Annotated in this window: 26 protein-coding genes; 12 read left to right on the top strand and 14 right to left on the bottom strand. The window is 64.9% G+C overall.

The features are described 5' to 3' along the window. Positions 1 to 46 precede the first annotated feature (46 nt). The gene (locus tag AC07VL_RS19465) at positions 47 to 1,375 is read left to right on the top strand and encodes a chloride channel protein (protein WP_494807292.1); all 1,329 of its coding nucleotides are present in this window, start codon (positions 47 to 49) and stop codon (positions 1,373 to 1,375) included. Here the strand turns inward: AC07VL_RS19465 and AC07VL_RS19460 are convergent. From AC07VL_RS19460 to msbA, 3 genes are all read right to left on the bottom strand, one after another. After that, positions 1,365 to 1,859: a MarR family winged helix-turn-helix transcriptional regulator gene (locus tag AC07VL_RS19460; RefSeq protein ID WP_494807408.1), complete on the bottom strand. Its 495-nt coding sequence runs from the start codon at positions 1,857 to 1,859 to the stop codon at positions 1,365 to 1,367. The two genes, AC07VL_RS19465 and AC07VL_RS19460, sit on opposite strands and share 11 nt — an antisense overlap. A gap of 80 nt (positions 1,860 to 1,939) precedes the next feature. Further along, complete coding sequence (locus tag AC07VL_RS19455) at positions 1,940 to 3,103, bottom strand: toxin-antitoxin system YwqK family antitoxin (RefSeq protein ID WP_494807291.1); 1,164 nt, start codon at positions 3,101 to 3,103, stop codon at positions 1,940 to 1,942. A gap of 152 nt (positions 3,104 to 3,255) precedes the next feature. Continuing rightward, entirely contained in the window at positions 3,256 to 5,091 is a 1,836-nt protein-coding gene (gene msbA / locus AC07VL_RS19450; protein ID WP_494807290.1) for a lipid A export permease/ATP-binding protein MsbA, read from the bottom strand. Between the two features lie 241 nt (positions 5,092 to 5,332). Between msbA and AC07VL_RS19445 the strand changes: the two genes are divergently transcribed. Next, the gene (locus tag AC07VL_RS19445; RefSeq protein WP_494807289.1) at positions 5,333 to 5,695 is read left to right on the top strand and encodes a hypothetical protein; all 363 of its coding nucleotides are present in this window, start codon (positions 5,333 to 5,335) and stop codon (positions 5,693 to 5,695) included. Between the two features lie 67 nt (positions 5,696 to 5,762). Here the strand turns inward: AC07VL_RS19445 and AC07VL_RS19440 are convergent, their stop codons facing one another. Then, positions 5,763 to 6,146: an RT0821/Lpp0805 family surface protein gene (locus AC07VL_RS19440; protein ID WP_494807288.1), complete on the bottom strand. Its 384-nt coding sequence runs from the start codon at positions 6,144 to 6,146 to the stop codon at positions 5,763 to 5,765. A gap of 58 nt (positions 6,147 to 6,204) precedes the next feature. Continuing rightward, complete coding sequence (locus AC07VL_RS19435) at positions 6,205 to 7,167, bottom strand: Dyp-type peroxidase (protein WP_494807287.1); 963 nt, start codon at positions 7,165 to 7,167, stop codon at positions 6,205 to 6,207. Positions 7,168 to 7,328: 161 nt separating this feature from the next. On the opposite strand from AC07VL_RS19435, the gene AC07VL_RS19430 reads away from it, so the two are divergent. Next, positions 7,329 to 8,750, top strand: coding sequence for an aminotransferase-like domain-containing protein (locus AC07VL_RS19430; protein ID WP_494807286.1), 1,422 nt, complete (start codon positions 7,329 to 7,331; stop codon positions 8,748 to 8,750). A gap of 6 nt (positions 8,751 to 8,756) precedes the next feature. On the opposite strand, the gene moaA is transcribed toward AC07VL_RS19430, so the two are convergent. Together moaA and AC07VL_RS19420 are read right to left on the bottom strand one after the other, a co-directional pair. Next, on the bottom strand, positions 8,757 to 9,845 hold the full coding sequence (gene moaA, locus AC07VL_RS19425) for a GTP 3',8-cyclase MoaA (RefSeq protein WP_494807285.1): 1,089 nt from the start codon (positions 9,843 to 9,845) through the stop codon (positions 8,757 to 8,759). Between the two features lie 101 nt (positions 9,846 to 9,946). Continuing rightward, positions 9,947 to 10,231 (bottom strand): helix-turn-helix domain-containing protein, encoded by a 285-nt coding sequence (locus tag AC07VL_RS19420; RefSeq protein WP_494807284.1) that lies wholly within the window; start codon positions 10,229 to 10,231, stop codon positions 9,947 to 9,949. 197 nt (positions 10,232 to 10,428) lie between these two features. On the opposite strand from AC07VL_RS19420, the gene AC07VL_RS19415 reads away from it, so the two are divergent. From AC07VL_RS19415 to AC07VL_RS19395, 5 genes are all read left to right on the top strand, one after another. Further along, the gene (locus AC07VL_RS19415) at positions 10,429 to 12,744 is read left to right on the top strand and encodes an FdhF/YdeP family oxidoreductase (RefSeq protein ID WP_494807283.1); all 2,316 of its coding nucleotides are present in this window, start codon (positions 10,429 to 10,431) and stop codon (positions 12,742 to 12,744) included. Then, on the top strand, positions 12,741 to 13,661 hold the full coding sequence (locus AC07VL_RS19410) for a bestrophin family protein (protein ID WP_494807282.1): 921 nt from the start codon (positions 12,741 to 12,743) through the stop codon (positions 13,659 to 13,661). The genes AC07VL_RS19415 and AC07VL_RS19410 overlap by 4 nt, the downstream gene beginning before the upstream one ends. 161 nt (positions 13,662 to 13,822) lie before the next feature. Beyond that, entirely contained in the window at positions 13,823 to 14,668 is an 846-nt protein-coding gene (gene fdhD, locus AC07VL_RS19405; RefSeq protein WP_494807281.1) for a formate dehydrogenase accessory sulfurtransferase FdhD, read from the top strand. Between the two features lie 142 nt (positions 14,669 to 14,810). After that, positions 14,811 to 16,310 carry a metal-dependent hydrolase family protein gene (locus AC07VL_RS19400; protein WP_494807280.1) on the top strand — a complete coding sequence of 500 codons (1,500 nt, stop codon included), beginning with the start codon at positions 14,811 to 14,813 and terminating at the stop codon, positions 16,308 to 16,310. Between the two features lie 46 nt (positions 16,311 to 16,356). Continuing rightward, a complete protein-coding gene (locus AC07VL_RS19395) occupies positions 16,357 to 17,337 on the top strand; it encodes a ribonuclease Z (RefSeq protein ID WP_494807279.1) in 981 nt (326 codons plus the stop codon). Here the strand turns inward: AC07VL_RS19395 and AC07VL_RS19390 are convergent. After that, positions 17,324 to 17,980, bottom strand: coding sequence for a tetratricopeptide repeat protein (locus tag AC07VL_RS19390; protein ID WP_494807278.1), 657 nt, complete (start codon positions 17,978 to 17,980; stop codon positions 17,324 to 17,326). The genes AC07VL_RS19395 and AC07VL_RS19390 overlap by 14 nt on opposite strands. A gap of 163 nt (positions 17,981 to 18,143) precedes the next feature. Between AC07VL_RS19390 and AC07VL_RS19385 the strand changes: the two genes are divergently transcribed. After that, positions 18,144 to 18,803 (top strand): XAC2610-related protein, encoded by a 660-nt coding sequence (locus AC07VL_RS19385; protein WP_494807277.1) that lies wholly within the window; start codon positions 18,144 to 18,146, stop codon positions 18,801 to 18,803. 33 nt (positions 18,804 to 18,836) lie between these two features. Next, positions 18,837 to 19,307 (top strand): GNAT family N-acetyltransferase, encoded by a 471-nt coding sequence (locus AC07VL_RS19380; protein ID WP_494807276.1) that lies wholly within the window; start codon positions 18,837 to 18,839, stop codon positions 19,305 to 19,307. On the opposite strand, the gene AC07VL_RS19375 is transcribed toward AC07VL_RS19380, so the two are convergent. Beyond that, the gene (locus AC07VL_RS19375) at positions 19,304 to 19,921 is read right to left on the bottom strand and encodes a TetR/AcrR family transcriptional regulator (protein ID WP_494807275.1); all 618 of its coding nucleotides are present in this window, start codon (positions 19,919 to 19,921) and stop codon (positions 19,304 to 19,306) included. The two genes, AC07VL_RS19380 and AC07VL_RS19375, sit on opposite strands and share 4 nt — an antisense overlap. A 248-nt stretch (positions 19,922 to 20,169) precedes the next feature. On the opposite strand from AC07VL_RS19375, the gene AC07VL_RS19370 reads away from it, so the two are divergent. Beyond that, on the top strand, positions 20,170 to 21,315 hold the full coding sequence (locus AC07VL_RS19370; RefSeq protein ID WP_494807407.1) for an MFS transporter: 1,146 nt from the start codon (positions 20,170 to 20,172) through the stop codon (positions 21,313 to 21,315). Here the strand turns inward: AC07VL_RS19370 and AC07VL_RS19365 are convergent, their stop codons facing one another. From AC07VL_RS19365 to AC07VL_RS19350, 4 genes are all read right to left on the bottom strand, one after another. Next, positions 21,316 to 21,813 (bottom strand): prolyl-tRNA synthetase associated domain-containing protein, encoded by a 498-nt coding sequence (locus AC07VL_RS19365; RefSeq protein WP_494807274.1) that lies wholly within the window; start codon positions 21,811 to 21,813, stop codon positions 21,316 to 21,318. Positions 21,814 to 21,883: 70 nt separating this feature from the next. Further along, a complete protein-coding gene (locus AC07VL_RS19360; RefSeq protein WP_494807406.1) occupies positions 21,884 to 22,093 on the bottom strand; it encodes a DUF3079 domain-containing protein in 210 nt (69 codons plus the stop codon). A 132-nt stretch (positions 22,094 to 22,225) separates the two neighbouring features. After that, on the bottom strand, positions 22,226 to 22,684 hold the full coding sequence (locus tag AC07VL_RS19355) for an immunity protein RhsI2 family protein (protein ID WP_494807273.1): 459 nt from the start codon (positions 22,682 to 22,684) through the stop codon (positions 22,226 to 22,228). Positions 22,685 to 22,713: 29 nt separating this feature from the next. Continuing rightward, entirely contained in the window at positions 22,714 to 23,553 is an 840-nt protein-coding gene (locus AC07VL_RS19350; RefSeq protein ID WP_494807272.1) for a GNAT family N-acetyltransferase, read from the bottom strand. 136 nt (positions 23,554 to 23,689) lie between these two features. On the opposite strand from AC07VL_RS19350, the gene AC07VL_RS19345 reads away from it, so the two are divergent. After that, on the top strand, positions 23,690 to 24,817 hold the full coding sequence (locus tag AC07VL_RS19345; RefSeq protein ID WP_494807271.1) for a CAP domain-containing protein: 1,128 nt from the start codon (positions 23,690 to 23,692) through the stop codon (positions 24,815 to 24,817). A gap of 252 nt (positions 24,818 to 25,069) precedes the next feature. On the opposite strand, the gene AC07VL_RS19340 is transcribed toward AC07VL_RS19345, so the two are convergent. After that, on the bottom strand, positions 25,070 to 25,309 hold the full coding sequence (locus tag AC07VL_RS19340) for a hypothetical protein (RefSeq protein ID WP_494807270.1): 240 nt from the start codon (positions 25,307 to 25,309) through the stop codon (positions 25,070 to 25,072). Positions 25,310 to 25,492 lie beyond the last annotated feature (183 nt).

The raw sequence follows: 25,492 nt of genomic DNA, 5'->3' as shown, positions 1-25,492 counted from the left end.
GCACTCCTCCCCGACGCCCTGCGCGCCCCATCCTGGACTTGCCGCAATGAAGCACTTGCACGACATCCCCTCTGCCTTCAAGCATGAATTTGCCAACCCGCGCCTGTGGTGGTCGCGCGCCGTCGTCGTCGGCATGGCCGCCATCGCCGGCCTCGTCGTCGTCGGCTTCACGTGGCTGGCGGAGGAAGCGCTGGACTTATTCCTGTTTTTTAACGGCAAGGCCTGGTGGTTCGCCGTGCTGTGGACGCCCGCCTGCGCCGCCGTGCTGGTGTGGCTGACGCGCCGCTACGCCATGGGTGCGGCCGGCTCCGGCATCCCGCAAGTGATGGCCACGCTGGACCCGGCCGTGGCGCCCGAGCAGCGCTCGCTATTTGTTTCCCTGAAACTCAGCGCCGCGAAGATCGTGCTGACGGCGGGCGGCTTGCTGGGGGGACTCTCGCTGGGACGCGAGGGGCCGTCCGTGCAGATCGCCGCCGGCGTGATGCTGGCCGCGCGCCGCTGGCTGCCGCGCCACTCGCAGGTAAGCGCCCATTCCCTGCTGGTGGCCGGCGGCGCGGCCGGCATCGCAGCCGCCTTCAATACGCCGCTGGCGGGCGTCATGTTTGCCATCGAGGAACTGTCGCGTTCGCCGGAGCAGCGCAACAGCGGCCTGATCGTCGCCGGCATCGTGCTGGCCGGCATGATGGCCGTCTCCATCCACGGCAACGCCACGCATTTCGGCATCATCCACCCTGGCCCCATCGGCCTGGCGCTGGCCCTGCCCGGCCTGCTCGTGACCCTGGTGGCGGGCGTGGCGGGCGGCCTGTTCGCGCGCCTGCTGCTGGCGTCCGCCCGAGGCAATCCGCTGGGAAAATTATCGGCGTGGAGAAAAGGCCGGCCCGTGCTGTTCGCCGCCGTCTGCGGTTTGCTGGTGGCGGCCATCGGCATCGCCAGCCATGGCGCCACCTTCGGCAGCGGCACCGTGGCCACGCGCGCCATGCTGGAAGGCTCGTCCGACGTGGCGCCCGCCTTCGTCGCCTTCAAATACGTGGCGACGTGGCTGACGGTGTGGTCGGGCGTGCCGGCCGGCATCTTCGCGCCGTCCCTGGCCATCGGCGCGGGCATCGGCCACGATATCGCCGTGCTGCTGCACTATCCGCACGCGCCCGCCCTGATCGCGCTGGGCATGGTGGGCTTCCTGGCCGCCGCCACGCAGGCGCCGCTGACGGCTTTTATCATTGTCATGGAAATGGTCGACGGCCACGGCATGGTGCTGAGCCTGATGGCCTGCGCCGTCGTGGCCAGCACCGTCTCGCGCGTGCTCAGCGAGCCGCTGTATGGCGCGCTGGCGCAGCTGCAGCTGCAGCGCCTGCCGCAGAAGGATGCTACATCGTGAATGGAAACGGCTGCATGCCGCCCTGGCGGTCGTCGGGAGCGACGACGGCCAGCAAGGCGCTCAAGCCCTGGTTCAGCTGCGCCAGGCTGGCCGCGTCCAGCTGGGCCAGCGCACTGGGCAGCAAGCCGCGCGCCGGCTGCGGCGCGCCGGCGATCACGGCCTGGCCTTCCGCCGTCAGGGTCAGGGTGACCACGCGCTGGTCGGGCTGGTCGCGCGCCTTGCGCACATAGGTTTTTTTCACCAGCGCCTCGACCAGGTTGCTGGCCGTCGTCTGGTGGATGGACATCTTGACGGCCAGTTCACCCATGCGCAGTCCTGGCCGTTCCAGCAATTCCTGCATCACCCACAATTGCGCGCCCGACACGCCGCACTGTTTCTCGATCTGCGCCGAGTGCCGCTGCGCCGCGCGCATGACGACGCGCATGTTTTGCAAGGCCAGGCTTTGCGCCCTGGCCACCGCTGATGCTTCCGCTTCCACCACCATTGCCTCCAATTATCAGATCCGGCATCGCGCCTGCTGGCGGACCGGAATCCGTACATGATACCTGCAAAGGCGGGCGGCTCCTACTGCCCGTTGCGGCCGGTTTCGGCCGCCTCATGACCCATGGGCACTGGCTCTCCGGCCTGCCACGCCTGCTCCAGCACCAGCTTGCCGGCCGCATCCCACTGGCGCTCGATGCCCTGCTTCCTGCCATGTTCATACGGCACGAGCTGCCGCAGGCTGCCGTCGCTGGCCCAGGTCCGCAGCAAGCCGTGGCGCTGGCCGTCGCGCATGGGCATGACGCTGGCGCGCGCGCCATTGTCATGCCACTGCGTCACGTCGCCCTGTTCGCGCCCTTGCGCATCCTGCTGCCAGGCGACCGAGGGCTGGCCGTTGCTGCCCCATTTCTGCATGCTCAGCAGCTTGCCGTGGCGGTACAGGGCCTTTTGCGCCAGCTGGCCATTGTCGTGGCTTTCGAAGGACCAGCCGTCCGGCTCGCCCTGCACGTACACCGTCCTGGCGCGCAGGCTGCCATCCTGCGCATAGGTGGCGCACTCGCCATCGCGCTTGTCATTCACAAAATGCGTGCGCTGGAACAGCGTGCCATCGGCGTAATACACTTCCTGCACGCCATGCATCCGGCCCCGTTTCAGGAAGGCGCGGCTGCTGACCTTGCCATTCGGTCCATACGACACATAAGCGCCATCGGCCATCCGCTTGCCGTGGTAGCGGATGCGGTTCATCAGCTGGCCGTTCTCATGATACGTTTCCGAGATGCTGTCGCGCCCGTTCGGCAGCGGCGTCACCTTTTGCTTGAGCTGCCCGTTGGCATAGTAGGAAGCGCCGCCGGCCACCTCCTGGCCCCGCGCATCGAGCGGGGTGTCGCGCAGCAGCTGGCCATGCTCGTCGTAATACCTGCGAAAGCGCACGAACTTGATCTGGCTCAAGTCCAGGTCCGTCGCATAGGTTTCAAAGGCCAGCGCGCCCGGCGTGTCGGGAAATTCCAGCCGCACGTGCCAGGCGCCCAGCGCCGCGTCGCGCACGGGCGGCGTGCGCAGCGCATACGCGGCGCGGTCCGGCTCGCTGGGTACGAAATTTTCATCGAGATACATGGTCTGCTGTTCCTGTTGCGCCTGGCCGGATGCCGTTGCCGGCAACGCCGCCCGGGCCTGCGCCGCCGGCGGCAAGGCCGTGCCCATGCCCAGCGCGGCGGCCAGCAGCCAGCGCCTCGTGTGTTGATTCTTCATCTTAATCCATTGGAAATGTTGCCTTGCGGCTTACATGATAAGGGCAGGCGCCAGGCGCCACGGGCACGATTGCCACGCCGGCCATGAAAAACCGGGACCGGACCTGCTGGTCCGGCCCCGGCCCGGGGCTGCCGCGGCAAGCGCGCCAGTCCTCATCCCGCGCTTTCCCTGTGCGGCGACAGCTGGCTCGCGTGCAGGCGCGCATACGCGCCGCCCTGCTGCAGCAAGGCGGCGTGGCTGCCCGATTCCACCAGGCGCCCGCCCTGCATGACGACGATGCGGTCGGCGCTTTCGATGGTGGATAATCTGTGGGCGATGACGATGGTGGTACGGTTGCGCATCAGCACTTCCAGCGCCGCCTGTACGGAACGCTCCGACTCCGTGTCCAGCGCGCTGGTGGCTTCGTCGAGCAGCAGTATCGGCGCATCCTTGTACAGGGCGCGGGCGATGGCCAGGCGCTGGCGTTGCCCGCCCGACAGGCGCGAGCCGTTCTGTCCCGCCTGCGTGGCGTAGCCTTGCGGCAACTGCATGATGAAGTCGTGGGCGTAGGCGGCGCGCGCCGACGCTTCGATGCGGGCCTGGTCCGGCGTCGGGTCGCCATAGGCGATATTGGCCGCCATCGTATCGTTGAACAGGATCACGTCCTGGCTGACGAGGGCGAACTGGCGCCGCAGGGCCAAGAGGGCGTAGTCGCGCAGGTCGACGCCGTCGAGCAGGATCTGGCCGCCGCTGACGTCATAGAAGCGCGGAAGCAGGCCCAGCAAGGTCGTCTTGCCGCCGCCCGAACCGCCCACCAGGGCCACCGTTTCGCCGGCGCGAATATCGAGCGTGATATTGCTCAAGGCCGTGGGCGCATCGGGGTCGTCGCTGTTGTAGCGGAAGTTGACGTTCTGCAAGGACAAATTGCCCTGCACCGTGGCGGGCGCCAGCGTGCCCGGGTCCGGCTCCAGCGGCGTGTCGATCAGGCCGAAGACGGATTCGGCCGCCGCCAGGCCCCGCTGCAGCGGTTCATTGATCTTGGTCAGGTTCTTGATCGGCGACTGCATCGCCATCAGGGCGCCCATGAAGGCAACGAAGGCGCCCGGCGTAATGGCGCCGCTTTGCGCGCGCAGCATGGCGAAGTAGATCACGGACGACAGGGTAATGCCGACGAGCATCATGATGAAGCCGGAATTCATGGCCGACGTGGCCGCGTGCTTGACGGCCAGCTGGCGGTTGCGCTTGACCACGTCGACGAAGCGCGCCTGTTCATACTCCTGGCCGCCGAAGATCTTCACCACGCGCTGGCCGGCGATGCTTTCGTCGAGCACGGACGTCAGCTCGCCCACGGCTTGCTGCGAACTCTTGCTCAGGTGGCGCATGCGGCGCCCCGCCAGGGTCACGACGATGGCCACGATGGGCATGGAAGCCATGCAGAACAGGGCCAGCTTCACGTCGATGCTGAACAGCAGGATCAGATAGCCGAGGGTGGCGACGGAATCGCGCACCATGACGTTGAGCACGTTCAAGCCCGCCTGCGACACCTGGCTGGCGTCGAAGGCCACGCGCGACTGCGTCAGGCTGGTGGTGGTCGTGTCGAAGAAACGGCTGGGCAGGCGCATGATGGTGGCGAACATCTGTTCGCGCAAGTCCGCCTGCACGCGGCTCGACAGCCACACGGAACCATAATCGCCGGAAAAACTGGACACCATGCGCAGCGCCGCCAGCCCCAGGATGGTGGCGGGAATCACCCACAGGTCCACCTGCCCCGCCTGGGCCGGCAGGAAGCGGTCCACCCAGCCCTGCAGCATGCCCATCACGCCGGACGTGGGCGCGACCTGCGCCGTCGCCGTGTCGCGCATGGCGTCGACGACGTTCTGCAATTGACGGATCAGCAACACATCGGTGGCCGACGCCACGCCCACCGCCAGCAGGGTGGCGGCGACGATGGCGCCGTAGCGGCGGAACTGACTGGCCAGGCGGAAAAAGAGGAGGCGACTTTGCTGCATGCAGATGGGAAAAATAAAGGTAAAACGTGATTCTAACCGTTGCGCGTGGCTTTCCCGCGAGAAAGTGGAAAAGCAGGGCTTGCGCGCCTGGCGGCAGCGGCGTGGCCATGGTGACAATTGGAGATGGTGATGGTGAAAATCCGGCCTACACTGGCTGAGCCAGCTTAGCGATGCCGAGGCATAGCGACTGGCCCCTCACGCTGCGGGCCTGGCGGCGCGCTACATCCTTCCTGGAGATACCATGAGCGTTCTCATCTACAAAGTCAATGCCGTGCACCTAGCCATCGACAAGAGCCATCCGCCGCATCTGCATGTGAGCGCGACGGGCGAAGTCAGTTCCGGCGGCTGGAAGGCGGCCACCCTCACGCCGCACGTGTACATCAAGCCGCCGCAGGACGGCATCCAGGACCTGGACTTCGAAGCGACGCCGCCCAAAGGCAGCGAACCCGTGATCCAGGTCATCCTGCCCATCGCCGCGGGCGCCGTCCTTGCCCTGCCGGACTGGCTCAAGGGCGTGCGCATCCATGCAAAAACCAATACGGTAGTCACCCTGCTCACCGACGAAGCAAGCTTGCGGCAAGTGGCCGCCATCAACCACGACTAGGCCGCCGCGCAGCGGCTGTGGACAGGCATCACGGCGCCGCCCTCCCGGCAAGGAAGGGCGGCCGGTCTTACTGCTTTTTCACTTTCCACTCGCCCGCGCCCGCCTTGCAGACCGTCAGCTTCAGGGTCTGTTCCTGGCCCTTGGCGCTCAGGGCCACCTGCACCTTGCGGCAAGTTTGCGCATCCGTCTTTTGCGTATCGCTGGCCGTGATGTCGGCATGGATGCGCACGGAGTTGCGCAAGCCTTCATTGCTCCATTGCACGGTTTCGCCATCTTTCTTGTCATTGAGCACGTCGCCCACGGCTTTCACGAAGACGGGCTTGTCGTTCTTGTTCAGGTAAGCCATCGGCGTATCGGCCAGGAAACCCAGGCCCACGGCGGAAGCGGAAGCGCTGAAGACGACGCTGCCGAGGATCAGGGCGGACAGCAATGTGGCGGGACGACTACGCATGGAAAACTCCTTGTAAAGTAAAAATAGGGACCAGTGAGCGGAACTGCCGGGATGACACTCAGCCGGGATCCGCCGGCGAAATCCCCATGGCCAGCAAGGCGTCGATGCTGGGCACGAAATAGATCGCCGACGACAGCGCCGTGGAAAAATCCAGCAGCCGGTCCGTTTGGGTGATGCCATCATAGCCTACGCCGTACATTTGGCGCAGCATGCCCATCGTCACCGTGATGTCCTGGCAAAAACCGACGAACATGACGCCCGCCTCGCCGGCATTGGCATAATTGGCATTGCGGCGCACGATATCGGCTTCCTCGCCGTGGCGCAGAAATTGGTTGCGGCCCACGTGGGAATCGACGGGCAGCGGCGACAATTCGTGGCTGCCCGCCTTGGTGCGGCCCCACACCTGTTCCGCCGCGTGCACGGGCAAGGCGCGCAGGCGCTCCACGTCCATGCGCCATTTCTGCAGCAGCACGGTGGAGCCGCCCGCGCCCGCCTCGCCGTCGGGAATGATGGCCACGCCATGGGCGCGGAAGGGATTCGGATTGGCGACGCCGTCGGCAAAGCCGTCGAAGGTCACGTTGTTATGGTAGGGGAAACACAGCTGCTCGCTGGCCAGCTCGGCGAAGGGAGCCAGCAAGGTGAGCGCCGTGCGCATGCTGTCGTACAGGGTGGCCGCGTTCGACTGCGTGATCCAGACCCAGAAATCGTGCTGCGTGGCCGGCGCCGTCTTGCCGTTGGCGCCCACCAGGTCATGCGAAAACGATGCCATGTTGTCCGGCACGCCGCCGGGGCACGCCGCGCGCCACAGCTCGGGCCGGAAGCCCAGCACCACGTTGGCCGTGCCACCCGTCAACTGATGGTGGCGGTTCAGGGTGGGGTCCAGGATGCCCGTGACCTGGGATTCCCACAGCTTGCCCAGCACCCCGAACAGCTGCGCCGGCTCGACGCCCGCCTTGAGATTGCACTGCAAATGCACTTCATCGCGCGCGACGACGGACAGCATGCTTTGTGGAATGGCCATACCAGAGATTCCTCTTTTGATGTGCTATGCGGATCTTAAACCAGGAAGTGCCGGATGCCAGTTTCATTTAGGCAACATGCGATCACTGTCATGATGCGGCCCCATGAATTGGACGATAATGCAATGACGTAGAGCAAGATTCAAAGAATGGACGCCATGGCATGAAACTGTATGAAAAGCTCGCCGGAGAAATCGAGCAACTGGTTGCGCAAGGCGTGCTGCTGCCCGGGGAGCGCATCCCGTCCGTGCGCCAGACCAGCCAGCAGCACAAGCTGAGCATCACCACGGTGCTGCGCGCCTACGTCAAGCTGGAAAGCATGGGCGTGATCGAAAGCCGGCCCCAGTCCGGCTACTTCGTGCGCGCCCGCGCGGGCGATGCGCAGCCCGCCGGCCTGAGCATGCAGGCGTCCCAGCCCAGTCCCGTGCCGGCGGAAGTGCACGTGAGCCGCCTGGTGCTGTCGACCCTGCGCTCGATCGGCCAGAACGAGGCCATCCCGCTCGGCTCGCCCTACCCCGACCCGTCCCTGTTTCCCTGGGAACGCATCAACCAGTACGCGAGCGCCGTGGCGCGCCGCAACCGCGACTGGCGCGTGACGGACGACCTGCCGCCGGGCAATCCACAGCTGATACGCGAAATCGCCCGCCGCTACCTGGAAAACGGCCTGGCCGTCGATCCCGGCGAAATCATCGTCACCGTGGGCGCCACGGAAGCCATCAACCTGTGCCTGCAAGCCGTGGCAAAACCGGGCGACACCATCGCCGTCGAGTCACCCGCCTTCTATGCCATGCTGCTGGCCGTCGAGCGGCTGGGCATGAAGGTGGTGGAAGTGTCCACCGATCCCTACGACGGCATCCGCATCGAGGCGCTGGCCGACATCATGGCGCGCCAGTCCATCGCCGCCGTGATGGTCATGCCGAACTTCCAGAATCCGCTGGGCTTCCAGATGTCGGACCAGCGCAAGCGCGCCCTGGTCCAGCTGCTGGAACAGCACGACGTGCCCGCCATCGAAAACGGCGTCTACAACGAACTGTATTACGGCGACGCCCACCCGTCCTCGCTCAAGTCCTACGACCGCAAGGGCCTGGTGCTGCACTGTTCCTCGTTTTCCAAGAGCCTGAGCGCCGCCCAGCGCGTGGGCTGGGCCCTGGCCGGACGCTACCGCGGCAAGGTGGAGGAACTCAAATTCCTCAACACGCTGACCACCTCCTCGTTCCCGCAACTGGCGATTGCCGCCTACCTGCAGAACGACGGCTACGAACAGCATCTGCGCCGCATCCGCAAGGCCTACGCGCAGCAGGCGCGCATCATGGCCGCCGCCGTGCAGCGCTTCTTTCCGGCCGGCACGAAAATCTCGCAGCCGCAGGGCGGTTACGTGCTGTGGGTGGAATTGCCGGGCAACGTAGACTCCATGCAGCTGTACCGCCGCGCGCTGGAGTGCCGCATCACGGTGGGACCGGGCCGCATGTTTTCCGTCAGTCATGCCTACAAGCATTGCATCCGCCTCAACTACAGCTACCCGTGGAGCGCGGGCATGGAGCAGGCCATCGTCCTGCTGGGCAAACTCATCACCGAATTCCTCTAGGCACCCTCAGCCGCCCACCAGCGACATGCGCACGGTGGCATACTGCCTGCCCGGCCGGCCGCCGGCCTGGGCCAGGGCGCCGCGCACTTCCGAGTAGCGGTCGCCACGGCGTTGCCAGTGCCGGCGCAGCACGCTTTCCAGCTCTTGCGCTGTGTCAAGGTACGGGCGCAGGTCGATGCCGTCGCGGGCGAACAGGCACAGGAACATCTGGCCGTCCGACGACACGCGCACCCTGCTGCAGTCGCCGCAGAACGGCTGCGACACACTGGAAATGAAGCCCACTTCGCCGCTCCCGTCGCGGTAGCGGTAGCGGCTGGCCGTTTCGTGCAGGATGGGCTTGCCTTCGCCCAGCGATACGAGGGGGAACTCGGCGTCGATCAGGGCGCGCGCCGCCTCCGACGTGACGACATGCGTGCGCGACCAGGCGCCGATGCCGCCCACGTCCATGAATTCAATCAGGCGCAGCACCACGCCCGTGTGGCGGAAATGGCGCGCCAGCGGCACGATCTGGCTGTCGTTGACGCCTTTCTGCACCACCATGTTGACCTTCACGGGATGCAAGCCGACGGCTTGCGCCACCTCTATGCCGTGCAGCACTTTCTCGACGGGAAAATCGACGCCATTCATGCGCTGGAAGATGCCGTTATCGAGGCTGTCGAGGCTGACGGTGACCCGCTCCAGGCCCGCATCCTTGAGCGAGCGCGCCTTGGCCGCCAGCAGGCTGCCATTCGTCGTCAGCGCGATGCGCACGGCGCGCCCGTCCGGCGTGGTCAGTCTCGCCAGGCGTTCGATCAGCCGCTCCAGGTTCTTGCGCAGCAGCGGCTCGCCGCCCGTGATGCGGATCTTATCGACGCCGAGGCGCACGAAGGCGCGCGCCATCGTCTCGATCTGCGCGAAGGACAGGCGCTCGCTGGACGGCAGGAAAGGGTAGTCGCTCGGGTACAGCCCAGCCGGCATGCAATAGGTGCAGCGGAAATTGCACTGGTCGATGACGGACATGCGCAAGTCCGTCAACGGGCGGCCCAGCATGTCCACGCACGGTTCACTATGGCATGGCGGCGCGGGCGCTGGCTGCGGAGACAGGATGGTGTTCATTGGCTTTCCCTCGTTAGGCATTCATCTGTGTCCAGCATAAGGCGAATGGAGGCAGGCAAAGAGGTACAGTCCGGCGCCAGGCGATAGAGTACAGACGCCAGCTATGGCGCGGGCGGCGCGGCAAAGACCGTGGCGCACAGCTCCGCCCCCGCCGCGCTGAGTAGCGCGCTGCCGCCGCCGCTTTCCGCCATGGCGACGTCCGCCAGCCCCGCGCTGGACAGCGCATTGAGCTGGCGCAACAAAGTGCTCATCTGTACTCCCGCCCGCTTGGCCAGCTTGGCCAGCGACCACGGTTTCCCGGGCGCCTCCTGGCGCGCCTGCCATAGCAGCGCCAGCAAGGCGACCAGCGCCGTGTCGATGCCTTCTATCCCGTCTTCCTGTTGCATATATTTCCTCGCTGAAAACCGGAAATGCGCGCCGCACTTCCCTCGCCTGTATCATAAATCAGCGGCATGGCCGGCATGACGCAGCTCGCCCTATTCCCATCTGTACTCTGTTTTTTTGCCCGGAACTGTGCGCCTACGGGGCAGTACGCCGCCACTACCATGTGACTGTCCCATCGCATATCACCAGGAGAGTCATCATGAGCAAGCCCAAGTCCGACGCGCGCATCGCGCCCTACACCCATCCTGCGGCAGGCTGGGGTGCCCTCAAGTACGTGGCCATCAACCTGCTCAAGGAAAAAGTCGGCGCGGGCAATTATCGCGCGCTGTTCGAGCAAAACCAGCCCGATGGCTTCGACTGTCCCGGCTGCGCCTGGCCCGACCGCGAACACGCGTCGACGTTCGAATTCTGCGAAAACGGCGTCAAGGCCGTGGCCGCCGAATCGACGAGCAAGCGCGTGCGTCCGGAGTTTTTCCAGGAGCACACGGTCACCGAACTGATGGAACAGTCGGACTATGATCTGGAACAACACGGCCGCCTGACGGACCCCATGGTGTACGACGCCGCCAGCGACAAATACCAGGCCATTTCCTGGGATGACGCCTACGCCCTCGTGGCGCGGCACCTGCACGCGCTGGACGACCCCGACCAGGCCGCCTTCTACACGTCGGGCCGCGCCAGCAACGAGGCGGCCTTCCTGTATCAACTGTTCGTGCGCGCCTACGGCACCAACAACTTCCCCGACTGTTCCAACCTGTGCCACGAGGCAACGAGCCGCGGCTTGCCGGAAACCGTGGGCGTGGGCAAGGGCACGGTGCTGCTGGACGACTTCGAGCATGCGGACACCCTGCTGCTGTTCGGCCAGAATCCCGCCACCAACCACCCGCGCATGCTGGGCGAATTGCGCGAAGCCTCGCGCCGCGGCGCCGTCATCGTCTCCATCAACCCGCTGCACGAACGGGGCCTGGAGCGCTTCACCAGCCCCCAGCACCCCCTGGAAATGCTGACGGGCGGCAGCACCAACATCTGCTCGCTGTTCATCTGCCCCACCCTGGGCGGCGACTTCGCCCTGATCAAGGCCATGGCCAAGCGCGTCGTCGAACTCGATGACGAGGCCGTCGCCCACGGCCAGGAACGCGTGCTCGACTGCGATTTCATCGCCGAACACACGAGCGGATTCGACGCCTTCGCGGCCGACCTGCGCGCGGAAAGCTGGGACGTGCTGCTGGCCGAATCGGGCGTGGCGCGCGACAAGATCGAAGAGCTCACGCAGATCTACGTGAAAGGCAAGGCCGTCATCGCCACCTGGGGCATGGGCGTGACGCAGCACAAGCATTCGGTGGCCACCGTGCAGATCCTGTCGAACTTGATGATGATGCGCGGCAATATCGGCAAGCGGGGCGCGGGCCTGTGCCCCGTGCGCGGCCACTCGAACGTGCAGGGCGACCGCACCATGGGCATCGAGGAACAGCCGACCCAGGCCTTCCTCGACCGCCTGGGCCTGGTCTTCAACTTCGCGCCGCCGCGCCACCACGGCTACGACGCCGTCGGCACCATCGCCGCCATGCTGGAGAAAAAGGTCAAGGTGTTCGTCGCGCTGGGCGGCAACTTCGCGATGGCCACGCCGGACACGCCGCGCACCTGGGAAGCGCTGCGCTCGTGCGACCTGACGGTCCACATCGCCACCAAGCTCAACCGCAGCCACCTCGTGCACGGCAGGGATGCGCTGATCCTGCCCACCCTGGGACGCACGGAAATCGACCTGCAGGGGGGCGTGGCGCAGGGCGTGACGGTGGAAGACTCCATGAGCATGGTGCACATCTCGTTCGGCATGAACCAGCCCGCCTCGCCCAGCCTGCGCTCGGAAATCGCCATCGTGGCCGGCATGGCGCAGGCGACCCTGGGCAGCGAAAAGATCGACTGGCTGCGCTTTTCCGGCAACTATGCGCTGCTGCGCGATTCCATCGAGCAAGTGTTTGACGATTTCTTCGACTACAACCTGCGCGTGGCCAAGCCGGGCGGTTTCCACCTGAAAATCGCCTCGCGCGAACGCGTGTGGAAGACGGCCAGCGGCAAGGCGCAATTCCTCGTCAACGCGGTGGAACGCGACACGCCCATCCAGCGCGCGCGCCAGCAATATGGCGAGCGTTTGATGGTGCTCATGACGACGCGCTCGCACGACCAGTACAACACGACCATCTACGCCATGGACGACCGCTACCGGGGCGTGTTCGGCCAGCGCCGCGTCGTCTTCATCAACAGGGACGACCTGGCCATGCTGGGCTTTGCGGCCGGCGACTGGGTCGACCTGATCGGCGTGTGGCATGACGGCATAGCACGCCGCGCCGACCGCTTCCTGCTGGTCGAGTACGACATCCCCCGTGGCTGCATCGGCGCCTACTACCCGGAAACCAATCCGCTGGTGCCGCTGGACAGCGTGGGCGAAGGGTCCGGCACGCCGACCTTCAAGTCCATCCCCGTGCTGCTGGTCCCTTCCGCCGGGGCTGGCGCATGATCGTTCGCTCCACCTCGAACTGGCTGCGCATGCTGTTCGTCTGGGACGGTTCCGTACTGCAAGCCATCATCCCGCAACTGCTGCTGATGCTGGTGATCAGTTCGCTGGCCCTGCTGACGGACGGGCGCGTCTTCGGCGTCAAGATTCCCCTCGACACGGCGCCGTTCCCCATGGTCGGCATCAGCCTGGCCATCTTCCTCGGCTTTCGCAACAATGCCAGCTATGCCCGCTTTGCCGAGGCGCGGCATATCTGGGGACAATTGCTGATCGCCGCGCGGGCCCTGGCCTCGCAGGCGATCACCTACCTGCCGCAGGAAACGAGCGGCCTGGACCAACAGTTGCTGCTGCGCCGCCTGGTCGCCTTCGTCTACGCGCTCAAGCACCAGCTGCGCCAGACGGACCCGCAGGAAGACCTGGCGCGCTACCTGCCGGCCGCCGAAGCGCAGCAGCTACAGGGCATGACCTTCAAGCCCGTCGCCGTGCTGCACACGGTGCGCGCCATGCTGCGTGACGCCGCGCAGCGCCAGGGCGGCCAGGCGCAGCTGCTGTGGATGCTCGACCACCAGCTCAACGACCTGGCCGCCACCGTGGCCGGCTGCGAGCGCATCAAGAACACGCCGATTCCGTATCCGTACGGCGTGCTGGTGCACCGCACCGTCTACATGTACTGCTTTTTACTGCCGCTGGGCCTGGTGGACGCCATCGGCGTGGCCACGCCCCTCATTTCCGTGTTCGTCGCCTACACCCTGTTTGCGCTGGAAGCCATCGCGCAGCAGATCGCCGAACCGTTCGGCCTGGCACCCAACTGCCTGGCCCTGAACGCCATGACGCGGGAAACGGAACGCTCGCTGCTGGAATTGAACGGCGAGCCGCTGCCGCCGCCGATCCGGCCCTGCCCGCGCTATCAGATCGATTAATTTCATTAATTAATAACCTCGGACAAAACCGTAGCGAGCGGATGGGAGTTGTGGCTGGGAAGCGCAGCCGTGCGAAGGTACGGGGCGCCGAGTCAGTGAATATCGCAGGCCGCAAATCGCGACGCGCAGCAGGTTTGCTCAGGCGTTACAAGGAGAACATCATGGAATGCGACATCACCACCATCGAGCGCGACGGCTACCTGGACGTGCCCATGGTGCGCCACCAGGGCGTCGCGGCCAGGGCGGGCCGCGACGTGGTGGCCGAGGAATATCCCGTGGCCCTCGTCTACAACGGCATCGCCCACGCGGTGATGATGGCCACGCCGCGCGACCTGGAGGAATTCGCCGTCGGTTTTACCTTGACCGAAGGCATCGTCGGCAGCGTGCGCGACATCTACGACCTCGACGTGTGCTACGGCGAGGATGCTGCGGAAGTGCGGCTCACCATCGCCCAGCCCGACTTGATCAGGCTCAAGGGCCGCCGCCGGGCGCTGGCCGGGCGCACGGGCTGCGGCGTGTGCGGCATCGAAAGCCTGGCCCTGCTGGACCTGGTGCCGGACAGGATCACGCGGCCCCTGCCGCCGCTGCTCGCCAGCAGCGCCATCATCGGCCGCGCCGCGCGCGAGCTGCTGCCCTTCCAGGAACTGATGCACAAGACGGGCGGCGTGCATGCGGCCGCCTGGTGCACGGCTGAGGGCGCCGTGGTCAAAGTGTTCGAGGACGTGGGCCGGCATAACGGCCTGGACAAGCTGATCGGCTACCTGGCGCTGCACCGCATCGCCATGCACGACGGCTTCGTCTTCCTGTCCAGCCGCGCCAGCTATGAACTGGTGCGCAAGTCGGCGCGCATGCATATCGGCCTCGTCGCCACCATCTCGGCGCCCACGGCGCTGGCCATCCGCATCGCGCGCCAGGCGGGCATGCAGCTGGCCAGCTTTTGCCGCCGCGACGGCTTCGTCGATTACACGGCGGGCGATGGGGAAAATAGCGGCCAGCATGCACCTTGAACAGCCGATGCTACATTCTTTGCCGTAAAGCAAGTGCACGCTTGACTTGGCGGCGCGGCAGGCTTTCAATGAACATTGTTTCCACTTATTAACTTTGCCCCCGTGCCCGCGCACGGCGCGGCAGCGATGAAAGGATGGCGCGATGGCCCTGGCACAGGAACAGCATCTGGCGGACACCTGGCAGACGGGCGGCTTGAAGCCGCGCGCCTGCGACTGCGGCGGCACGGTCTTCACCATCCTGCACCAACGGGTGATGGCGGACATGCAGCGCCGGCAATTTCTCGGCGGCACGGCCGCCATGCTGGCGCCCTTCCTCGGCCTCGGCCTGTCCAGCGGCAACGCCATCGCCCAGCAGCCACAGGCATCCGAGCGGCCGCTGCTGCTGACCAATCTGCGCCTGTTCGACGGCACGGGCAAGGTGCCCCGCGCCGGCATGCACGTGCTCGTGACGGGGGCGACCATCACCGCCCTGCTGCCGGCCGGCGAGAAGGTGGACGGCGCACAGGTCATCGATTGCCGGGGCAAGCTGGTCATGCCGGGCCTGATCGACGCCCACTGGCACACCATGCTGGCGGCCATCAGCCAGGTGACGGCCATGACGTCCGACGTCGGCTATTTATATCTGGTGGCGGCGCAGGAAGCGCGGCGCACCCTGCTGCGGGGCTTTACCTCCGTGCGCGATCCGGGCGGCCCCGCCTTTGCATTGAAGCGCGCCATCGATGAAGGCATCGTCGACGGCCCGCGCATCTTTCCCTCGGGCGCCATGATTTCGCAAACCTCGGGCCACGGCGACTTCCGTTTGCGCTCGGACATCCCGCGCGCGGCAAATGCCCCGCTGAGCCTGGTGGAATCGACGGGCGTGGCCATGATCGCCGATGGCGAGGCGGAAGTGCTGCGCCGCGTGCGCGAGCAGCTGATGCTGGGCGCGACGCAGATCAAGATGCTGGCCGGCGGCGGCGTCGCCTCGCTGTACGACCCGCTCGACAGCACGCAGTATTCGGAGCGCGAACTGCGCGCCGGCGTGGAGGCGGCCGCCGACTGGGGCACCTACGTGATGGCCCATGTGTACACGCCGAAAGGCATACAGCGGGCCATCCGCGCTGGCGTGCGCAGCATCGAACACGGCCAGCTGGCGGACGATGAATCCGCCCGCATGATGCGCGACGCGGGCACGTGGTGGAGCCTGCAACCCTTCCTGCAAGATGAGGACGCCAATGTGTACCCGGATGCGGCGCGCAAGGCCAGCCAGAGGATCGTATCGGAAGGCACGGTGAAGGCGTATGCGCTGGCGCAAAAATACGGCATCCGGACGGGCTGGGGCACGGACATCCTGTTCAACGCGAAAAACACGCCCACGCAGGGCCGCCAGCTGGCCAAGCTGACGCGCTTCTACGACCCGCTCACCTTGCTGGCGCAGGCGACGGGACAGAATGGCGAACTGCTGGCCCTGTGCGGCCAGCGTGCGCCCTACCCGGGTGCCTTGGGCCGCCTGGCCCCGGGCGCGCTGGCCGACCTGCTGGTAGCCGATGGCGATCCGGCGAAAAACCTCGATTTCCTCGCCCGGCCGGAAGAAAACCTGCTGCTGATCATGAAGAACGGGCGCATCTACAAGGACAGCTTGAGCGCGCCGCTGGCGGGCTGAAGCCAACGGCATTGGCAAGCCGGCACGGCTGCCGCATAATGCGCCCATGTTCAAACTGACTTTTCTCGGCACGTCTTCCGGCGTGCCCACGCGCCACCGCAACGTCACGTCGCTGGCCCTGCAAACGACGCACAACCGCGACTGGTGGATGATCGATTGCGGCGAAGCGACGCAGCACCGGCTGCAGCGCCTGCCCCTGTCCGTGCACGACCTGGTGGGCATCTGCATCACCCACGTGCATGGCGACCACAGCTATGGGCTGCCGGGCCTGCTGGCCAGCGCCTCGATGACGGGGCGCAAGAAGCCTTTGCTGCTGATCGCCCCGGCCGCCATCAAGGCGTGGATCGACGCCACCCTGTTGCACACGGAACTGTTCCTCACGTATCCGCTGATCCACATCGACGTGGACAGCGCGCCCGTGGTGTATCAGGAAGCGGGCCTGACGATCTCGCGCCACGCGCTGTCGCACCGCGCGCCGAGCGTCGGCTACCGTTTCGCGCTGGAAACGAGCCGCTGGAAGCTGGACAAGCCCGCCCTGCTGGCCGCCGGCGTGCCGCCAGGCCCCGCCTGGGGGACCTTGCAGGCGGGCCAGGATGCCCATCTGGAGGACGGCACGGTGCTGGCCGCCACCGCTTTCCGCCAGGTGGAGACGCAGCGCGCCACTGTGGTGGTCGGCGGCGACAACGATACGCCATCGCTGCTGATGGACGCCTGCGCGGACGCGCAGCTGCTCGTGCACGAAGCCACCTACACGGAAGCCATGCTGCAAAAGGTCGGCCCCGGCCCCACGCACAGTTCCGTGCAGCGCGTGGCGCAGTTCGCGCAAGCGGTGCGCCTGCCCAACCTGATCCTCACCCACTTCAGCGCCCGCTACCACCATGCGGACGGCATGGCCGAGCTGGAAGCGGAAGCGCGGCTGCATTACTCGGGCCAGCTGTTCCTGGCGCGCGACTTCGACAGCTACGAACTCGATGCGGCGGGCGTGCTCAGCAAGCAGCCGGGGAAATCCCCGTTCAGTGGGGATTGACGCCGTATTGCGCCGCGTACTCGGCAGCGAGAACGCGCGCCGCCTGCTGCTGTGACGGCGTGAGGATTTCCAGCAACTGGTCGCGGTTCTTGATCGATTGCGCGCTGCCCGCCTGGGCCGGCATGGCGATCCACGCGTACGCCTGCACGTAGTCGAGGTCCACGCCCTGCCCTTGCGCATACAGCAAGCCATATTCATTCTGCGCGGACAGGGAACCGGCCTCGGCCGCCTGCTTGTACCAGAACGCGGCCTCGGCGTAGTCTTGCGGCACATCAATCCCCTTGCGGTACGCCTGCGCCAGGTTGAACTGCGACTGGCCATCGCCCGCCTCGGCCGCCTTGCGCCCGTAGGACAGCGACTGCGCCATGTCTTGCGCGACGCCATCGCCGCTCGCATACATCAGGGCCAGGTTGGCCAGCGACGGCGGAAAGCCCGCTTGCGCGGCGGCCGTGAACAGTTCCACCGCTTTCGGCAAATCTTGCGCCACGCCATGGCCCTGGTAATACAGGCTGGCCAGCAAATGCTGGCCGGCGGGATCGCCCGCATCGGCGGCCGCGCCGAATTGGCGGAACGCTTCCGCGTAATTGCCGTCGTTATAAGCGAGTATGCCCGCTTCATTCCAGGATGCGGTGGAGTCGGTCATGGAGATTCCTTGTTCGGAGAATGAAGGCATTGTACACAGCACGCCAATACGCAGAATGTACGATAGGAATGGTGTGGCACGCCGCCGGAATCCTGCGTTATGATTATTCCCCCCATGCGGTAATCGGGATATTTCATCCACGTGCCGGCCCGAGAATATCGCCATGAAGCTCATTGCCCTGTTTTTATCACTGGTTTCCACTGCCGCTTATGGCGGCTCGCTGCATCTGGAAAAGGCCGCGAGCGGCAAAGTGCGACAAGCCGCCGATATCCGCTACATGAATCACGATGACAAGCAGACTTACCGGCTGAACATCGGCAAGCGGTGGGTCGCCGGCAGCTGCAGCAGCAGCGGCACGGGCAATTTGCACGCGCTGCTGCTGGACATGAATTTCGACGGTTACGCCGACCTGTGGGTCACGGGCTATACGGATAGCCAGGGGCGCATCCGCTGTTCCGATGTGTGGCTGTGGGATACGCAGGCGAAAAACTATCGTTTCAGCAAGCCATTATCAGCGATCCCGAATCTGGAAATCAGCATCGCCGGCCAGAGAATCGAAGGCGGCATCGCCAATTGCGGCTGCGCGGCGCAATGTTTTTATGAAGACAGCTATGCATGGCGTCACAAGACATTAACTGCCATCGCCCGGCGCGAGCAGGATTGCGAGCGCTACCGGGAATACGGCTTGAATAACAAGAACGAATTGATCATCGTCAAGAATGAAATCATCGATAGCGGCAATCCCGGCCAGCAGGCCATCGAGAATAACAAGGTCTTTGACTGGCAACGCCATGCGCAAAGCATGCGCAAATCCTGGGAGTAAATCATTCACTACCATCCAACAATTTACGCACACATGACGACACATCCAGCCTCCATCACCTTCCATGCCGCCAAGGCGGACGACACCCCCGCCTTCATCGACCTGCGCGGCAAGACCCGGCAAAACGCCATCACCGCGGAGCGCCTGGCGGAAGTGGGCATCACGGCCGACACCTGGGCGCAGATGATGCGCTCGGGCAACCTGCCTGGCCACGTGTGCCTTCGCAACGGCCAGCTGGCCGGCTATTGCTTTGGCGAACGCGGCACGGGCGAAATCGTCGTGCTGGCCCTGCTGCCGGAAGCCGAAGGCCTCGGCATCGGCAAGACGCTGCTGGAACGGGTCATGGCGGACTTGCGCGCCCAGGGCCACGAGCGGCTGTTCCTCGGCTGTTCGAATGACCCCGCCTCCCGCTCCTACGGCTTTTACCGCTACCTGGGCTGGACGGCGACGGGCGAGACGGACCGGTATGGCGACGACGTGCTGGAATTCCGCTTTACGGCCTAGGCAGTCAAGCGGCTGGCATCCCACAGACGCATCAGCTGCGTGATCGCCCCGTCAAACACGGCGTAGCCGATACCGTCGCGGGCCTGGATGGACACCCCCGATAAAAAGCCGTCGAAGGCGGCTGCCAGCGCGGCCGCATCCGTGCCCGCCGCCAGTTCGCCGCCGGCCAGGCCCCGCTCCACGCAGCGCGCGAAGCCGGCGCGCGTACGGGCGCGCGAAGCCGTCAGCGGCGCGGCGACGGCCGCGTGTTCGGGCGTGGGCGCGCTCATGCAGCCGAGCGCCACCATGCAGCCGGGCGGGTGGCCCGGCTCGGACTGCATGCGTGCCGACTGGCGCAAGGCCAGTTCGATGGCTTGCCGCGGCGCCAGGCCATCGTCCCACAAACACTCCGTCACGCGCGCATACGTGTCCAGATAGCATTGCGCCGCCTCGCGGAACAGCGCTTCCTTCGAACCGAACGCGGCATAAAAGCTGGGCGCGGAAATGCCGCCGCCCAGGCCCGCCTTGAGCTGGCTCAAGGACGTCGACTCATAACCCTGCTGCCAGAATAAAAACATGGCCTGCTCGACCGCCGTCTGCCGGTCAAACGTGCGCGGCCGTCCCATTTGCGCCATCCATTCCTCCTCATCGTCACCGACTTACATACTACTCGATACAGAAGTCGTTGACAACGGCGCGCGCCATCGCCTATATTTATACCGATCGATACATATATATCGCCACGACGGGCAGGGGCACGCCTGCGCCTGCCCGCTCTCTCCCACTTACAAGGATATTTACCGTGAATCACGCCACGCTTACCACCGGAGCCAGCCCTGCGCTGGCCGACCGCCTCCCCGTCGCCGGCCTGCTGGCCCTGGCCATGACAGGGTTTATCTGCATCGTCACGGAAACCTTGCCCGCCGGCTTGCTGCCGCAAATTAGCGCCGGACTCGGCATCAGCGCCGCACTGGCCGGGCAAATGGTCACGGCGTATGCGCTCGGCTCGCTGCTGGCGGCCATTCCGCTGACCATCGCCACGCGCGGCTGGCGCCGCCGCAACGTGCTGCTGCTGACCATCATCGGCTTTCTCGTGTTCAATACCGTTACGGCCCTGTCGACGCACTACTGGCTGACCCTGGCGGCCCGCTTCTTCGCGGGCATGGCGGCCGGACTGGCGTGGAGCTTGCTCGCCGGCTACGCGCGGCGCATGGTGGCGCCGCAGCAGCAAGGCCGCGCCCTGGCGCTGGCCATGGTGGGCACGCCCGTCGCCCTGTCCCTGGGCGTGCCGCTGGGCACCCTGCTCGGTTCCCTCGTCGGCTGGCGCGCCGCGTTCTGGATCATTTCCGCCTTGACATTAATCCTGGTCGCCTGGGTGCTGGCCAAGGTGCCGGACTACCCTGGCCAGTCCGCGCATGAACGCCTGCCCCTGCGCCGCGTCTTCACGACACCTGGCGTGCGCCCCGTGCTGGCCGTCGTCATCGCCTGGATGCTGGCACACAACATTCTCTACACGTATATTGCCCCCTTCGTCGCGCCGGCGGGACTGGCGGGCCGGGTTGACCTGGTCCTGCTCGTCTTTGGCGCCGCCGCCCTGGCCGGCATCTGGGTCACGGGCAGGCTGGTCGAGCGCCACCTGCGCAGCACCGTGCTGGCCAGCCTGGCCGTGTTTGCCGCGACGGCCCTCGTGCTGGGCATCGCCTCGCATCTGCCCACCGTCGTCTACGTGGCCATGGCCGTCTGGGGATTGTCCTTTGGCGGCGCGGCCACGCTGTTGCAGACGGCGCTGGCCGACACGGCCGGCAGCGGCGCCGACGTGGCCCTGTCGATGAATGTGGTGGCGTGGAATGGCGCCATCGCGGCCGCGGGCATCGTCGGCGGCGCCCTGCTGCAGACGTGGGGCGCGGGCGCCTTTCCGTGGGCCATGGCGGCCTTGCTCACGCTGGCATTCGCGGTCGCCTGGTCGGCCCGGTCGCATGGCTTCCGCCCGGGGCGGCGCAGCGGCGGCGCGCCCGTGGCCGGGCATTGATCATGCGGGCGCCGACGGCACCGATACGATGCGGGGCACGTGCCCCGTGTGCGCGAGGAAACGGACCAGGGCGGCATGCGACAGCACGACCGTCGCCGTGTTGCGCAGCGGATGGGCTTGCAGATGAGCGGCGTCCCACACGGCCTGGTCCAGCACCAGTTCCACCGCCTGCGCGCCGTCATGGATCAGCGCAAACAGGCTGACGGACCCGGGCGTGATGCCCAGGTGCTGCTGCAGCCGGTCGGGCGAGGCCATGCTGAGCTTACTTGCAGGCAACAGCCGCCCCAGCGCCGCCAGGTCGATGCGCCGGTCGAAAGGCACGATGACAAGCAAATGCCGCCTGCCCTTCTCGTCGCGCAGGAACAGGTTTTTCACCATCAGGCCCGGCATGGCGGGCACGTGCAGCAGCGCTTCGGCGATCGTATGCACGGCCGGGTGCTCGACGAACTGGACATCGCCGGCGCTGCTTGCCAGCCAGCGGGACAGGGTTTCTTGCATGGTGACTCCTCCGCTTGGACGAATGGGCGATGAGGAGATTGTAGCGGCGCGCAGCATGGAGCGCTTGCCGTCAAGGCTGGTTCTCGTCCTTGTCGGCCTTGTCGGCCTTGTCGGTCGCCGCCAGCCCCCAGTCATGCCAGCCTTCGCCGAACAGCTCGACCGGATGCTGCGTACGCTCGGAGCCATTGCCGCAGCGCATGGCGTCCGGAGGACAATACTGGTCGCAGCCCCAGCAGATGCGCTCGGGATTCCTGGGGTTGAGGGGAAAAGGCTTGGCCATGGCGATGGGGTCCGTTGAGGTCTTGTCGACGACTCTAGACCCGGCGCGGGGGACGGTCAAACGAATTTCGGCGGGGAATTTGTCCTGGGTCAAGGTTGTGCCGATGGTGGAACTTCGGCGCGGCGCCATGTCCTATTCCCGTGTGTCCCCGACAGAGATGGCAACTTCCAGCACGGTCCGCGCGTAGTTGACACCACCGTCCGCCGCAGGCTGCGCCTTCAGCTCGTCCAGCGCAGACACCATCGTCACCGTGGCACCGGGCACGAACAGCCGGCTGTCCTGCGGGTGGTGCGCGTAGATGCTCACGTCGACAGTCGAGCCATCCGCCAGGCGCAAGGTGACGCTGTTGACTTGATCGCCGCGGCGGCTGTCCTGGCCCGCGAAAGACGTACGTTCGATGCTGCCCGTCACCGTTTGCGTCAGGAGGCGCCCGGCCGCGATGCTGTCCCACCACTCTGCGGAGGCAAACAGGCCGTGGCTGCCCTTCAGGCCCATGTGGGGCCTGGCCTCGTCGAGGGTGAGCGCCCGGGTCTTGGCGACGCGGCCGGGGTCCCGTGCGAGGGCGCCGGCCAGGGTGTAGACGGTTTTCATGCGGCGCGGGCATTCCCGGAAGCGGTCGCTCAATGCTTGCGCCGAATCACGTAGGCATTGCCCGCAGCTTCAAAACCGAGCGTCGGATAGTAGGACATGGCATCCGGGGCCGACAGCAGTATCAGGGACACGTCGTCGCCGATGACGGCCTGGGTGCGCCGGACAAGTTCCTTGCCGATGCCCAGGCCCTGGTATTGCTTGTCCACCGCCAGGTCCGAGAGATAGCAGCAGTAGGCATGATCGGTCAGCGAGCGGGCCAGCCCCACGAGCTTGCCATCCACCCATGCGGACAGCAGCAGGCCGGGCGCGGCAAACATGCGCGCGATCCTCGGCAGATCGGCCGTCGGCCGCTTGATGCCCGACTGGTCGAAGACGCGAACGACATCGACGGGGTCCAGTGGAAAATTGTGACGATATTCTACGGGCAGGTTTTTCATGGCTTCAAAATTGTGGCGGACATGCGCAATTATGGCTGCAGGTGGTGGATGCATGGCAGTTTTTCCGGGCAAGTGCACGGCGAACATGGCCCTTGATGCATGCACAGTATAAACAGCCATGATACTAGCCTGGAAGAACGCGGCTGCGCCACGGAGATTATTTTTATTCAGGCGACAATACTGCCAGGCCGATAAACCGGGGCCGTGCGCGATTAAAAAATATACACCATCGCTGCCTGCAATTGCGCTGCCTGCGGAAAATGGGGCGGCGGGAGCATGAAATCCTGCCACGGGAATCGCATGGGTCCGGCCAATAGCAAGCCACATGCTCCAGCATGGCATTCCCGAATTTATTACCGCCATTTCACCATTCACAATAATCGGGATATGCCCGCCGCTGATCATAATACGCGGATGCCATTTAATTGGCAAAACAGAATTTCCACATGGCAACTAAATATGTTAAAATTTTGCCATTTTTTATGGCAACTATCATTCCCGGTACTGATAGTGCATGCATCGATGCATTCCGCCGATATCTAGCCTCCCAATTACTGAATAGGAATAAATGAAAACAATTACATCCGGTGTCTTTACAGCGGCAATCGCTACTTTGCTGGTCGCTTGCGGCGGTGGTGGCAGTGATGCGGGAAAAAATACGGAAATCGGCATCATTCCGCCGGTCACGCCCCCTGTTACACCCCCTGTTACACCCCCTGTTACACCCCCTGTCACACCGCCGGTTACGCCACCGGTTACCCCGCCGGTCACGCCCCCCGTGACTCCGCCAGTGACTCCCCCGATAGCGGATTCAACGATTCAGACGGTCGTGCTTCCCGCAACGTACGCAGCGGGAACTGAGCAGCGCAATGCCTACGATTATCTGAATGCGCAACGCCTGGCCTGCGGCTTCGGCCTGTTGCAGCAAGATGCAAAGCTCGACGTCGCGGCGCAAGGACATGCAAGTTATTTGTCAGCAAATCATTTCATGAGTCATTACCAGGATCAAACAGCCTACCCGAACGGTTTCACGGGTACGATGTTGAATGATCGCTTTACCGCCGCCGGCTATGCGGCGACATCGGGCGCGGAAGTATTGACTGCGCCATATTCATATGCCATGTACCAGTCATACGGTTCCTCTTACGCCCAATCCGCCATCATGGACCTGTTCACGACGCCCTACCATGGAAATGGCATGCTGCAAGGCGAGCGAGATGTCGGCGTGGGATTTGGCGTAACGGACACATATTGGATGCGACTGGTAATCGATATCGGTTCCACGGCAAGCCGTACACGCCAGCAGATTGATGCCGATAAGGTATTGACCTACCCATGTGCGGGCACCACTGGCATGCTTTCCAAAACATATGCCAATGAAATCCCCTCACCGATCGCCGGCCGGAATTTAATCGACAATCCCATTGGCCATCCCATTTACGTCAAGGTACGAGATGGGAATATTCTGGCATTGAGCGGCTATACATTGCGCAAGACAGGAAGCAATATCGATATTCCACTGCAATTGCTCAATAAAGAAAACGACGCAGCCCGGCTTATTACGGATGCTTCTGTGGCGATTGTGATGCCCTTGACGCCATTAGAAAAAAATTCATCGTATGAATTTACCTCGGCGGGGACGAATAATGGCAGTGCCATAGCCATATCGTTCACTTTCGCAACTGGAAAGTATTAATCACAAGCCAGGATTTTGCACGAACGGCGGCTGGCAGGGCGCCCGGCCTGCCCCGCTCGCTTCCATCAAGAAATTCAAAAACCGCCCGAGGGGCGGCTCTTTTTCATGGCTTCGGCAGGGTCACCTGAAGCAAGCGGTTTCCCGCCTGCGTGGCGCAACGGCGTAGCAGCATCTTCCTGCAAGGCCGGTACGCCCAGCCGCAGCGTGGCATTGCCGCCCCGGCACTGGACAGGGGCCGGCGACTCCTTGCCATCAGGTGAACGATATTTCCAAACCGAGCATCTTGACGAGGTCGAAGGTGACGAACCCCAGGCCCAGGAGCAGCAGCACGAAGATGGCGACCGCCTTGCCGCCGGCGCGCAGCACGGCGCGCCGCTCCTCCACCTTCCCCTTCCTCCCTTGATCGTAATGCCACTTGATGGCGAAGAACATGCCCGTGCCGAGCACGAGGCCCTTGAAGGTAACGAAGACTATCGGGATCCAATCGATCATTTTGAGTATTTCCAGCTATTGCTTGACACTATCCATGGTGAGGAGCGCTACCTCAAAACGCTGCTGCAGCAGCGACATTTTTTCAACCCATCCCCAGCCACCCTGCCTGAGTCTTTCATTATAGCCACCTATGAAATAAGCAGGGCATCGAACGCCGTAAGTTGCCGCATCCGGACGAGAGAG

The sequence above is a fragment of the Janthinobacterium sp. GW821-FHT03C08 genome (genome assembly GCF_059420905.1).
The sequence above is the reverse complement of the archived record's forward strand: the minus strand, read 5'-3'. Positions and strand labels throughout refer to the sequence as shown.